The organism is Glycomyces tritici, from assembly GCF_030403505.1.
Genome location: NZ_JAUEMJ010000002.1, coordinates 978,101 through 991,177 on the forward strand (window position 1 = coordinate 978,101; position 13,077 = coordinate 991,177).

Annotated in this window: 9 protein-coding genes; 1 reads left to right on the top strand and 8 read right to left on the bottom strand. The window is 70.2% G+C overall.

The window, feature by feature from the left end; all coding sequences use genetic code 11:
• Positions 1 to 28 precede the first annotated feature (28 nt).
• From QWI33_RS09800 to QWI33_RS09810, 3 genes are all read right to left on the bottom strand, one after another.
• Entirely contained in the window at positions 29 to 826 is a 798-nt protein-coding gene (locus tag QWI33_RS09800; protein ID WP_289957064.1) for a metalloregulator ArsR/SmtB family transcription factor, read from the bottom strand.
• A 56-nt stretch (positions 827 to 882) separates the two neighbouring features.
• Entirely contained in the window at positions 883 to 4,479 is a 3,597-nt protein-coding gene (mfd, locus tag QWI33_RS09805; protein ID WP_289957065.1) for a transcription-repair coupling factor, read from the bottom strand.
• Positions 4,480 to 4,641: 162 nt separating this feature from the next.
• Positions 4,642 to 5,472, bottom strand: a complete 831-nt coding sequence (locus QWI33_RS09810; protein ID WP_353895414.1) for a metal-dependent hydrolase — start codon at positions 5,470 to 5,472, stop codon at positions 4,642 to 4,644.
• Between the two features lie 177 nt (positions 5,473 to 5,649).
• Between QWI33_RS09810 and QWI33_RS09815 the strand changes: the two genes are divergently transcribed.
• Entirely contained in the window at positions 5,650 to 6,513 is an 864-nt protein-coding gene (locus QWI33_RS09815) for an arylamine N-acetyltransferase family protein (RefSeq protein WP_289957067.1), read from the top strand.
• On the opposite strand, the gene QWI33_RS09820 is transcribed toward QWI33_RS09815, so the two are convergent.
• From QWI33_RS09820 to ppc, 5 genes are all read right to left on the bottom strand, one after another.
• On the bottom strand, positions 6,514 to 7,188 hold the full coding sequence (locus QWI33_RS09820; protein ID WP_289957068.1) for a hypothetical protein: 675 nt from the start codon (positions 7,186 to 7,188) through the stop codon (positions 6,514 to 6,516).
• Positions 7,189 to 7,911: 723 nt separating this feature from the next.
• Positions 7,912 to 8,733, bottom strand: coding sequence for a TrmH family RNA methyltransferase (locus QWI33_RS09825; protein ID WP_289957069.1), 822 nt, complete (start codon positions 8,731 to 8,733; stop codon positions 7,912 to 7,914).
• A gap of 75 nt (positions 8,734 to 8,808) precedes the next feature.
• Entirely contained in the window at positions 8,809 to 9,261 is a 453-nt protein-coding gene (locus QWI33_RS09830) for a MarR family winged helix-turn-helix transcriptional regulator (RefSeq protein ID WP_289957070.1), read from the bottom strand.
• Complete coding sequence (locus QWI33_RS09835; RefSeq protein ID WP_289957071.1) at positions 9,258 to 9,875, bottom strand: DJ-1/PfpI family protein; 618 nt, start codon at positions 9,873 to 9,875, stop codon at positions 9,258 to 9,260. Before QWI33_RS09835 ends, QWI33_RS09830 begins: the two co-directional genes overlap by 4 nt.
• A 120-nt stretch (positions 9,876 to 9,995) precedes the next feature.
• Positions 9,996 to 12,752 carry a phosphoenolpyruvate carboxylase gene (ppc, locus tag QWI33_RS09840; RefSeq protein WP_289957072.1) on the bottom strand — a complete coding sequence of 919 codons (2,757 nt, stop codon included), beginning with the start codon at positions 12,750 to 12,752 and terminating at the stop codon, positions 9,996 to 9,998.
• Positions 12,753 to 13,077: the final 325 nt, after the last annotated feature.

Here is a 13,077-nt window from a genome sequence, read left to right on the forward strand (position 1 = left end):
TGCAATGCTCCTTGAGGGTGTGCGGTGTTCAGTGGTCGAGCATGGCGGCGAGCTTGTCGAGGGTCTGGCCGAAGCCGATCTCGATGCCCGCGATGAAGTCGGCGGATTCCACGGTGCTGTCGGAGAGGCGCCAGTGGACGTCGAGTGCGGTGCCCTCGCCGGTCGGCCGGAGGTCGAACTCGACGTGGGAGGTGAAGGCGATGCCGCCGTCGGGCAGCAGCGGGGAGAGCCGGTAGGCCAGGCGCTCACCGGGAACGGCCTCGGTCACCTCGCCTTCGGCGCGGCCCGCGACGAGGTCGGTGCCCTTGTCGTCGATATCCCGGTACTCCAGGACGATCCGGCCGCCCGGCCGCGCCTCGAAGACCAGTTCGGCGACGCGGAAGTCGTCGGGCGTCCACCACCGGTCGAGCAGTGCGGTCTCGGTCAGGTGGGGCCAGAGCGCCGCAGGGGCGGCCGGGAGCGTGCGGGTGAACCGGAACGAGCGGCCGTCGGCCCAGCCTTCGCCGGTGGCGGCGATCCGCTCGGCCGCGGCGCTCGCCGCGTACCGGTCGAACCCCTCGTGGCCGTCAGCGGCGTCGGCGAAGCCCTGCAGTGCGGTCGCCAAGTCCCGCAGGGGACCCGAGCGGAGGGCGTAGATGCGGCGCTGGCCGTTGCGCTGGGAGGCGACGAGGCCGGCGCGTTCGAGGGCCTGCAGGTGCTTGGTGGTCTGCGGCTGGCGCGCCCCGGCCAGTTCGGCGAGGACGCCGACGGGCCGGGGTCGTTCGGCCAGCAGGTTGACGAGCCGCCACCGGGCCGGGTCGGCGAGTGCGGCGAGGATTGCTTCCATGAGAAGAAGTATTCTTCATGGAGAATATTCTTGTCAAGGAATATGTAGGAGTTCTTTCAGGCGACCTCGGGGATGATGTCGTTGACCAGGTCGGCGCACCACTGCAGCAGCGCGAGCCCCTCGAGCGGCTTGCCGCCGATCTTCGAGGTGGTCGGGCGCGGGACGCTGATGACGCCCCCTTGCGGCTTGTAGTGCGCGTCCGGGTAGTGCCGGCTCAGGCGCATCTGCTTCGAGTCGGGCAGCTCGATCGAGGAGAACCGGAGGTTCTTCCCCTGCAAGGCCACGTCCTGCAGGCCGTGCGCGCGGGCCAGGAGCCTGAAGCGCGCCAGGTGGAACAGGGTCTGCACCTGGTCGGGCGCGGGACCGTACCGGTCCTCCATCTCCTCGCGCACCTCGTCCAGCTCGGCCTCGCTGTGGACCTCGGAGATCTTGCGGTACATCTCCAGGCGCAGGCGCTCGACCTCCACGTAGTCGAACGGGATGTTCGCGTCCAGCGGCAGCTCCACCTTGACCGGCGAGGGCGGCTCCTCGGCGCCGCCCTTGAACGACGCCACCGCCTCGCCGACCATGCGCAGGTACAGGTCGAAGCCCACGTCCGCGATGTGGCCGGACTGCTCGGCCCCCAGGAGGTTGCCCGCGCCGCGGATCTCCAGGTCCTTCATCGCCACGTACATGCCCGCGCCGAGCTCGGAGTGCTGCGCGATCGTCGCCAGGCGCTCGTGCGCGGTCTCCGAGAGCGTCTGCTCCGGCGGGTACAGGAAGTACGCGTACGCCCGGTCGCGGCTGCGGCCCACGCGGCCGCGGATCTGGTGCAGCTGCGAGAGGCCGAGCAGGTCGGCCCGCTCGACGATGAGCGTGTTCGCGTTCGGGATGTCGATGCCGGACTCGATGATCGTGGTCGAGACGAGCACGTCGTACTCGCCCTCCCAGAAGCCCTGCATGATCTTCTCGAGCTGGCCCTCGCCCATCTTGCCGTGCGCCACGGCGATCCGGGCCTCGGGGACGAGTTCGCGCAGCTTCGTCGCGGCCCGGTCGATGGACTCGACCCGGTTGTGCAGGTAGAACACCTGGCCGTCGCGCAGCAGCTCGCGGTGGATCGCGGCCGCGACCTGCCTGGCCTCCCAAGCGCCCACATAGGTCAGCACCGGGTGGCGCTCCTCGGGCGGGGTGGCGATCGTCGACATCTCGCGGATGCCGGTCACCGCCATCTCGAGCGTGCGCGGGATCGGAGTCGCGGACATCGTCAGGACGTCCACGGCGGCGCGCAGGGCCTTCAGCTTCTCCTTGTGCTCCACGCCGAACCGCTGCTCTTCGTCCACAATGATCAGGCCGAGGTCCTTGAACCGGGTCTCGGCCTGCAGGAGCCGGTGCGTCCCCACGAGGATGTCGATCTCCCCCGCGGCGATGCCCTTCTGGATCTCCGCGGCCTCGCGCGTCGACTGGAACCGCGAGAGCTGCTTGATCTTGACCGGGAACTGGCCCATGCGCTCCACGAACGTGCCGTAGTGCTGGCTCGCCAGGAGCGTGGTCGGCACCAGCACCGCCACCTGCTTGCCGTCCTGCACCGCCTTGAACGCGGCGCGCACGGCGACCTCGGTCTTGCCGTAGCCCACATCGCCCATGACGAGGCGGTCCATCGGGACGCGCGCCTCCATGTCCGCCTTCGTGTCCATGATGGCCGACATCTGGTCGGGGGTCTCGATGTACGGGAACGCGTCCTCGAGCTCGCGCTGCCACGGCGTGTCCGGGCTGAACGCGTGCCCTTCGGCCGCCTGCCGGGCCGCGTACAGCTGGATCAGCTCGGCCGCGATCTCGCGCACGGCCTTGCGGGCGCGCCGCTTCGTCTTCTGCCAGTCCGCGCCGCCCAGCTTGTGCACCGTCGGCTGCTCGCCGCCCACGTACCGGGTCAGCTGGTCGAGCGAGTCGGTGGGCACGAACAGGCGGTCGCCCGGCTGGCCGCGCTTCGAGGCGGCGTACTCGATCACCAGGTACTCGCGCTCGGCCCCGCCGATCGCGCGCCGCACCATCTCCACGTACTTGCCGACGCCGTGCGCGTCGTGCACCACGAAGTCCCCGGGGGAGAGCTCGAGCGGGTTGACCACGCCGCGGCGCTTGGTCGCCTTGCCCTTGCGGGGCTTCTGGGCCGCGAGCGCCTTGCCGCCCGCGATGTCGGCGGCCGTGACGACCACCAGACCCGAAGCGGCGTCGACGAACCCGAGCGTGAGCGTGCCGGTGCACGCGACGACCTCGCCCGCGCGGAACGCCTGCGGCGCGGCCTCCAGGTGCGCGCCGATGCCCTCGGCCTTCAACTGCTCGGCGGCCCGCTCGGCCCCGCCGAGGGCCGGGTAGACGACGGCGACGGCGCGGCCCTCGCGGGTCCAGGCCTGCATGTCCGCCACCAGCTGCGGCGTGTTGCCGTGGTAGCGCGGGGTCTCGGCGATGCCGAGGTCCACGGTGATCGCGTCGTCGGCCGTAACCGCTCCATAGTGGAGCGGCTCGCCGGTGATGGCCGCGAGCTCCTCCGCGATCGCGTCCTCTTCGGGGGCGACGGCGAACGGCGAGATCGTCCACCAGCGCTGGCCCTTGGCGAGCGCGGCGGTGCGGGCCTCGGCGAGGTCGTGGAACGTGCCCGCGCCGAGGTCCACGGGCGCTTCGGCCCCGGCCGCGGCGGCGGCCCATGAGGCGTCCAGGAACTCGTTCGAGGTGGCGACGAGGTCGACCGCCCGCGAGCGGATGCGCTCAGGCTCGATCGCGACGACCAGGGAGTCGCGAGGCAGGACTTCTTGGAACAGCTGCAGCTCATCGGGTCCGGCGAGCGCGGGCAGCAGGGACTCCATGCCTTCGGCCGGGATGCCCTGGGCGAGTTTGGCGCACATCTCGGCGATGCCGGGGTAGGTGTCGCCGAGGGCGGCGGCCCGCTCCCGCACCTCGTCGGTGAGGAGCAGTTCGCGGCAGGCGACGGCGCGCAGTTCGGGGGCTTCGTCGAGGGAGCGCTGGTCGGCGACGGAGAACTCGCGGATGGAGTCGACCTCGTCGCCGAAGAACTCCAGGCGCAGCGGGTGCTGGGCGGTGGGCGGGAACACGTCGAGGATGCCGCCGCGCACGGCGAACTCGCCGCGCTTCTCCACGAGGTCGACCCGTTCGTAGGCGAGGTCGACGAGGTGGGCGGCGAGGTCGAGCAGGTCGGTCTCGTCGCCGCGCCTCAATTGCACGGGCTCGCGTTCGCCGAGGCCCTTGAGCTGCGGCTGGAGGGCTCCGCGGACGGGGGTGACGATGACGCGCGGCACGTCGCCGGCGTGGATGCGGTGGAGGAGTTCGAGGCGGGCGCCGACGGTGTCGGAGCGGGGCGAGAGGCGCTCGTGCGGCAGCGTCTCCCACGCGGGGTAGAGCGCGATGTCCTCCTCGTCGAGGAAGGACGCCAGTGATTCGGCCAGCTCCTCGGCTTCACGTGAGGTCGCGGTGATCGCGAGCACGGGGCCCGGCGAGCTGGCGGCGGCCCGGGCGAGCGCGAGGGGGCGCGCGCCGGGCACGGCGACGACGTCGACCGGGCGGTCGGACGAGGCCGCGAGGTCGCCGATGCGGGCGAGCTTCGGCGCTTTCGCGGCCGCGCTGAGCAGGCTCGCGAGTTTCGGAGCGGATCGTTCTGCGGCCATGCGGACTCCTGCGAGGTTCCGGGTTTCACTGTGCTCAAGGCACGACGATTGGCCGAAATCCGGGCATGAGGCCCGGTTCCGGCAACCGGTCGAGTCTACCTCGCGGGAGCAGCGCCCATTTACGGCTCGCGAGCTTCGCCGAGGGCCGCGTGCCGGCCGCGCCTACTCGCTCGCGCCCTGGCCCGTGCCCTGGTCGAAGAGCAGCTGCTGCACCTCGGGCACGTTGTAGAGCATGCCGATCACGACGAGGACGGTGAGCACGGGCAGGAGGATGCGGTTCTCCTCCTTGCCTCCCGCGCGGAGGGCGATCGAGTTGGGCAGGCCGATGTCCTTCCAGCGGCGGCCCTGGATCGGGAGCGGGAAGAACAGGGGCGAGCCCATCTTCGTGATCATGTCGCCCAGGACGTGGATGAAGCAGCCGATGCCCATCGCGAGTCCGAGGACCCAGTAGTCGCGGCCCTCGGGCAGGAACCGGTACATGCCGTAGGAGGCGACGAGCGCGACGCCGGTGGTGACGATCCAGCCCTTCTTCTCCACGGTCTCGGCGAGCAGGCCGCGCACCGCCAGACCGGTGAGGACGAACAGGATCGCGATGACCGCCGGCTTCCCGAACTGGTAGGCGAGGAAGCCGGTGCCGGTGCCCACGATCGCGGCGTGCAGGGCGGTGTGGGTGAAGGTGCGGTGGCCGTTCTTCCGCTTCTTGTCCTTCTTCGACTTCGTGAGCAGGTAGAACCAGTAGCAGAGACGTTCGACGACCTCGGCGACGAAGAGGGACGCGACGCCGAACGAACGGGCCACAGTGGAGCCGCCCTTGTTCTCGGTCACTTTGCCGGCGCAGTCGATGTCGGGGTAGAGCGCGGCGCCTGAGGCGACGATCGTGCCGACGATGAGCTCGGCGGAGGACTGGTCGATGCCGAACGCGATGTCGGCGACCGCCGAGCCCGCGAGCCACAGGGCGGCACCGGACATGGCGTGGGTCGGGCCCATGACCATAGTGGGGACTCCTTCAGGGCAGTATGGGGAGCAGTGTCTGGAAGCTGTGGAGACTATCCCACACGCGCACGACAACCACGGTTCCAGGCGAGACGTTCCTCCAGTCCCGCAACATCATTCCCGTATCAGTACGATCACGACCCAACCTGCGGGGCCGCCTCGCGCTATGGTCGAGGGGTGTTCGACTCCTCGCAGCTCACGGCCTATCTCAAGCGCGTCGGGATCAGGGCCCCGAGGCGCCCGACGCTGCACGCGCTGCGCCGGATCCACCGCGCCCACATCGACGCGATCCCGTACGAGAACCTCGACATCCAGCTGGGCAGGCCGATCCGGCTCGACGCGGCGTCGCTGTACACCAAGCTCGTCGAGGGCGGCCGGGGCGGCTACTGCTACGAGCACAACGGGACGCTCGCGCACGCCTTGGAGGCCATGGGCTTCGACGTGCGCCGCGTGCTCGGCGGCGTCGCCCGCGAGACCGAGGGCGAGGGCAACTGGTGGAACCACATGCCGCTCGTGGTGCGGTTCCCCGGCGGCGACGAGTACCTGGCAGACGCCGGCATCGGCACGGGCTTCCGCGACCCGCTGCCGATCCGCAGCGGCAGCTACCGGGTCGGGCCGTTCAATTTCGGCATCTGGAGCCTCGGCGAGGGCGAATGGCGCTGCTCGATCGACCCGCGCGTCACCAACCTCACGTTCGACTTCACCTCGGATCCGCGCGACGTGAGCGAGTTCGAGGCGAAGTGCACCGAGCTCTCGACCTCCCCCGAGTCCCCGTTCGTGAAGACCCTGACCGTGCAGAACCCCGGCGAGACCGACATCTGGGTCCTGCGGGCGCGCACGCTCACCGTCTACGACCCGCAACTGCCGGAAGGGAAGACGGTCCGGATCGTCGCCGACCCGGACGACTTCGCGTCGCTCCTGCGGGGCCGCTTCAACCTCACTCTCGACGAAGCCGATCTCGGCGCATTGTGGACCAAGGCCGAGGAGCAGCACGAACGCAAGCTCGCCGAGGACGCAGCCGCCAATCAGGCCTCGGTCTAGTCAGCCCCGGCGGCAGAGCCGGACTCCGATCAGCGACCAGACCAGCCCGGCCTGCCCTTCGGTAGCGGCCCAGGTGACGAACCCTGAGGCCGGTTCGCCCAAGCGCAAACCGGCGGCGACACCGAGGACGAGCAAAGGCAGGCTTGCGACCATCAGGACCGCTTCGGGAAGCGGACCCGATCGCTTCCGCAACGTCGCCGCCCCGAGCACCGTCGCACCTATGTAGACCAAATGCGACAGCACCCAGGCTGGCACACCCGCCAACGCCACCATCCCCTCGACCCCGCCCGGCGCCAACGGCCCGACCGCGTTCGCCAGGAAGCCGACCGCCGTCGCCACGAGCCCGGCCATCAGCAGGCCGCGCCCCCAGCCCGCGAGCCGCCCCGATCCCGCGCGGTGACGCCGCCCGAACGCTCGGAACCCCGCGAACACCAGGAGCACACCTGCCAGCCCCGCCCAGCCGGTCGACTGTGGCAGTGCCGCACCGACCCCCGGAAACCCAGTGGCGGCGAAGACGATCGCGCCACCGCACATCGCGGCACCGGCGACCGGTGCACCACGACGGGTCGAACCGGTGGCCGACAGGTCAGGGTCAGCCGAGGTGGCGATAGGCGCAGTCATGTGTCCTCCCATGCGCAGGGGATGGCGCCCGCCGATCAGCGGGTTCGAATCCATGTTCGCTTCCGGCGGTGCTCGCCGACTCCCCTGCAAAGGTGAGCGTGCTCCCCCGCCAGGGTGAGCGATAGCGCTACTAGAGCCGCCTCCTTCCCTCTCGTTGCTCCCGATTCACTTGCCCGGGAGGTGATGCCGATCCCGGGCATCGTCATTCGAGACCAGGGAGGTCACATTGCCTCGCATGGCGGAAACGGGTGGGCCGGGTCCTTGTTGCCCGGCCGGCATCGCCGATCATGCTGGCGGTCTTACGAGTGCGTGTCTCGTTCTGGACACTGTCTCCGGTCGGGGTGATCCCGACCGGCGATCTCCCACCCAGCACGGCCCCGAGGAGGGGCCGTGGTCAGCTGTGGATCCCGATAGCACAATAAGACTGAAACCCATGCCCCGTAAGGCATCGGTCTCGGAATCGGTCCGGTTTGGGTTTCGGCCAGAGGCTTGGCTTAGTCTGCTTGCACCTAATCGCCACCTGTACGTTTTCCGTATCCCTGTGCGTATATCAATCATCCCTCGCGCACGCCCGACCGTCATCACTCGCGGGGATACAAGTCCCTCATGTTTCGCCGAACCCGTCTGCGCCCCAAGGAAACAGCCGACCCCTGCCCCGCGATCGGGCGTGTCGCCCGCCTTGAAACAAACCCGCCACCCGCCGACCGGCCCCACCCCGAATCGCACCGCTTCGGCGGCGCCCGCCTGAACCGCAAGCCGACGCCGACCGGGAGCGACTCAGGCGGTGCGCTGGCGGGCGGCCTCGTAGAGCGCGACCGAGCCGGCGTTGGCGGCGTTCAGGGAGGAGGCGGCCTTGGGCGACATGGGGATGCGTGCGGTGGCGTCGGCGAGTTCGAACCAGGACTTGGACATGCCGGTGGTCTCGTTGCCGACCACGAGGAGGGTGGGGCCGCCGAGGTCGTGTTCGGAGAGCGCCTGCTCGCCGCGCTCGTCGGTGCCGATGATCGTGGGTGCGTGCGGCTGCTTGCGGGCCCATTCGGCGACTTCGTGCGCCGAGGCGGCACTCACGACGGGCATTGCGAAGAGACTCCCGGTGGAGGCCCGAACGGCCTTGGGGTCGTAAGGGTCTGCGGCGTTGCGGCCGGTGATGACCACGGCGTCTGCGCCGAACGCGTCGGCCGAGCGGATCAGCGAGCCGACGTTCCCCGGGCTGGTCGGCCGGTCGATGACGATGCCGAGCCAGTCGGGGCGGGTGGCGAGGTCGGCGAGCCGGCGCTGCGGGATCTTGACCTGGGCGAGGAGTTCGGGCGGGTTGTCCTCGTCCTTCTCCCCCAGTTCGGCGAGGAGGCCGCCGGAGAGGGCGGCCTGCTCGGTGTGGGGCCGTTCGAGGAGGCCGCGGGCCCAGTCGGAGAGGCGCGGGCGGTCGGCGTCGTAGAGGAAGGCCTCGACGGTCCAGCCGTGCTCGACCGCGAGGGAGATCGGCCGGACGCCCTGCACGAGGAAGGACCCGGCGCGGTGGCGCTTGTTGCGGTTGCGCAGCAAGGTCTCCCATTGCTGGAACTTGGCGTTCCGGACACTGACCTGCAGGGTTCTCGCCATGGTCTCCGCAATTCTCGTGTGGTCGTGGACAGCGCAGAAACTACCACGGCGGCGACCGGCCGCGCCCTCTGGAAATCAACCGTGCTCTTCCGCTGCCAGCGCCTCCAAGGTCGTCGAGAGCTCCCCGAGAAGGCGGTGGACGTCGGCGGCGCGATCGTCTCCCAGGGCCTCGCACAGCCGGTCGGCGAATGCGGCGTGCGCGGGGCCGATGCGCCGCACGGCCTCCAGGCCCTCCTCGGTCGGCGCGACCAGTTTGGCCCGCCGGTGGGCGGGGTTGGGCAGGTACTCGACCATGCCCTTCTCGGCCAGGATGTCCGCGATGCGCTGCACGGCCTGACGGGTGATGCCCATCGCGCGGGCGATGCCCGCCACCGGCAGCGGTTCCTTGGTCACCGCCCCGAGCACCTGCCAGTGGGCCGCGGTCAGGCCGGCCGGGCGGGCCAGTCCCTCGGCGACGTCGAGGAACTGGCCGTTCAGTCGGAACACCGTCACGGCCAAGCCAGACAGGAGTTCTTGGCGTTCGGTCATGCGGTCTCGCCCATCAGCTCGTAGTACCCGGCCGGGTCGCCGAGTCCGTAGAGCTTGTACCACGAGGCCAGGACCTCGGGCGTGTACAGGTCGAGGGCCGCGAACACCTCGCGGGCGAAGTCCACCGGCTTCGTGCCCGAGGCGGTGATGAGCCCCCGGTCGGTGATCGCCGGGACGTCGCGGTACAGGTCGGTGCCCTTGGAGCCGAAGGCCTGCACGAATTCCGGTGCGTTGCTGGTGTGCGCGCGGTCGTCGAGGAGTCCTTCGGAGGCCAGTCCCCCGGTCGCCCCGCAGATGGCCGCGACCGGGACGCCGGCGTCGAGGAACCGCCTGGCGGCCTTCGCGAAGCCGGTGTTGCCTCCGAAGAGCCAGGTGTCGGCGCCGGGGAGGATCAGCATGGCGCTGTCGTCGGCGCTGAGCTCGTCGAGCACGAGGTCGGGAGTGATCGTCAGGCCGCCCTTGGTCCGCACGGGTTCGGGGCCGGCGCCGACGGTGCGGACCTCGTAGCGGCCCGGTTCGCGCTGCCAGTCGCCGCCGTTGATGTGGGCGGTCGCGTAGCCGACCTCCCAGTCGGCCAGCGTGTCGTAAACGGCCATGTGCACGTACTGCGTCATTGTCGCTCTCCTCGTTCCAGGTATGACAACATTCTGTCATATTGACAACGTGTTGTCAAATCTGGGTGAACGAAAAAGGCCGCGGCGGTGCGTACCGCCGCGGCCTTCGCGCAGCCTGGATCAGCCGGTGTTGCGCAAACCCGCCGCGATGCCGTTCACGGTGATGAGCAGGGCTCGCTTGAGCTGCGGGTCGACGTCGCCGTCGGCGCCGCCCTCCGAGCGGTAGCGCTTGAGCAGCGAGATCTGCAGGTGGTGCAGCGGCGCGAGGTAGCGGTCGCGGACCTCGAGGGTCCGGGCCAGCTGCGGGTTCGCGTCGAGCAGCTTCTCCCCGCCGGTGAGCGCCAGCACCTCGGCGACGGTGCGCTCGTGCTCGGCCGTGATCGTCTCGAAGATCGGCCGCAGCTTGGCCGGGACCAGCGTGGAGACGTACTGCTCCGCGATCGACAGGTCCGTCTTCGCCAGCGTCATCTCCACATTGGAGACGAAGTTGCGGAAGAAGTGCCACTTCTCATACATCTCGGCGATGTCCTCGCCCAGGCCCGCCTCGCGGGCGGCCGCGAGGCCCGCGCCCACGCCGTACCAGCCCGGCACGATCTGCCGCGACTGCGTCCAGCCGAACACCCACGGGATCGCCCGCAGGCCGCCCAGCCCCGCGTCCGTGTTCGGACGCTTCGACGGGCGCGAACCGATGTTCAACGCGCCCAGCAGCTCCGTGGGGCTCACGGCCCAGAAGTACTCGGCGAGGCCCGGCTTCCCGGTCAGCTCCCGGTACGTGGCCTTCGAGGCCTCCGAGGTCTGGTCCATGACACTGAACCAGCGGCCCAGCACGTCCGGCTGGTGCCGCGGCTCGGTGTGCAGCAGCGTCGCCTTCAGCGAAGCGGCCACCGTCAGCTCGAGGTTCTCGCGCGCCAGCGCCGGCAGCGTGTACTTGTCCGACAGCACCTCGCCCTGCTCGGTGATCTTGATGGCGCCGTCGAGCGTGCCCGAGGGCTGGGCCAGGATCGCCTCGTGGGTGGGGCCGCCGCCGCGGCCGATGGTGCCGCCGCGGCCGTGGAAGAGGCGCAGGCGCACGCCGTGCTTGTGGGCGACGTCGCGCAGCTGGCGCTGGGCGCTCTGGATGTTCCACTGGCTGGCGGTGATGCCGGCGTCCTTGTTGGAGTCGGAGTAGCCGAGCATCACTTCCTGGATGTCGCCGCGGGCGGCGACGATCGCGCGGTACGCGGGGAGGCTGAGGAGCCGGTCGAGGAGGGTGTCGGCGCCGGCGAGGTCCTCGACCTCTTCCATGAGGGGGACGAAGCCGATGTCGGCGCGGCCGCGGGCGACGTCGACGAGGCCGGCGTCGCGGGCGAGGATCGCGGGGGCCAGGACGTCGGCCGGGTCGTGGGTCATCGAGATGATGTAGGACTCCACGATCGACTGTCCGAACTGGACCTGGGCGTCGCGGATCGCGTGGAAGACGTCGAAGGTCTTGCGGTTGCGTTCGGCGAGTTCGACGTTGGAGGGCGCGAGGGGGCGCTGGCCGGAGAGCTCCTTCTCCAGGAGCGCGTCGCGCTCTGCCGCGGTGAGGTCGGCGTAGGGCTTGTCGAGCTCGCCGGTCGCGTCGTACAGCTCGCCGAGGACGGCGTGGTGGGCCTCGGAGTGCTCGCGCACGTCCATGGTGGCGAGCTGGAGGCCGAAGGCGCCGACGGTGCGGATGACGCGGTCGAGGACGCCCTTGGCGGGGAGCTGGCCGCGCTGGCGGGCGAGGGAGTCGCGCATGACCTGGAGGTCGGTGAGGAGTTCGCGGCCGTCGGCGTAGTCGAAGCCGGCGCGGTGCGGGAGGCCTTCGGCGTGGCGGGCGCGGGTGTTGGCGAGCTTGGCTTCGATGGCGCGGGCTTTGAGGCGGTAGGGCTCTTCGCCGTAGATGCGCTTGTACCGCTCGGGGATGTTGTCCAGGACCTTGAAGTCGGCGGCGACGGAGTCGAGGAGTTCCTGGGCGGCCGGGCGCACGGTCTGGGAGACGGAGAGCTCGTTGATGAGTGCGGCGACGGCGCCTTCGGCGGCGGCGATGCCGTGCTCGTGCTGCATGAGCAGGACCTGCTTGGTCACCTCGGGGGTGACGAAGGGGTTGCCGTCGCGGTCGCCGCCGATCCAGGTGCCGAACTTGAGGGGCGCGTGGCCGGGGCGGGGGGAGCCGCCGAGGTCGGTGAGGGTGGCGTTGAGGTCGGTGAGGACCCGCGCGGCCGCGTCCCGGTAGAGGTCGGTGAGGTAGTAGATGGCGTTGCGGGCCTCGTCGGTGGGCTCGGGCTTCTCGACGCGGAGCTCGTCGGTCTGCCAGAGGAGGTCGATGATCTCGGCGAGGCGGGAGTTGACGGCGTCGACGTCGGCGGAGCCGAGGACGGCGCGTTCGGCGGTCTCGGCGTCGAGGAGGTCGGCGATGCCGCGGAGCTTCATGAGGATGGAGCGGCGGGCGGCCTCGGTGGGGTGCGCGGTGAAGACGGGGCGCACTTCGAGGCGCTCGGCGGCGGCGGCGATCTGGTCGGCCGGGATGTCCTCGGCGGTGATCTCGGCGCGGGCCTGGGAGAGCCAGCCGCCGTTCTCGGCGCGGGAGCGGCGCATGTCGCGGGCGCGGTGGACCTGCTCGGTGATGTTCGCGAGGTGGAAGTAGGTGGCGAACGCGCGGGCGAGGTCGACCTCTTCGTTCACGTCGAGTTTCGCGAGGCGGGAGGCGACGGCCTCGGGCTGGTGCCGCACCAGGCCGCGGACCTCTTCGACGAGTTCGAGGAGCTGGGGGCCCTCCTGGCGGACGAGGGCCTGGCCGAGGAGGTTGCCGAGCCGCCGGATGTCGCGGCGGAGCTGCTTGTCGTCGATGCCGCTGGAGGAGTCGAAGTAGTCCATGGAGGTCTCCACTGGTGGTCTGGACGGCACAAACTTACGGCTCCGCAAGCTTCGCCATGTAGCCCTGGGGGCCGGCCGCGCCGACGTCCTTGTCCGCGGTCACTGCTGCACTCGTGCTCTCGGGCCTGTTTGGCGACCGCTTGCAGAGCCGTCGATCAGCTCCTCGGCGCCCGCGTGCAAAGCCGTAAATTAGCTCCGTCAGCGTAACTTACCGGTAATGGGTGCGCCACTTTCTCAGTCCGCCATGCGGGACGATCCCGTTCATAAGCGCCCGGCGCGGGTGAGGTGAGTGACGGTCCCGTGGCATACGCTGGTGCGACCGAAT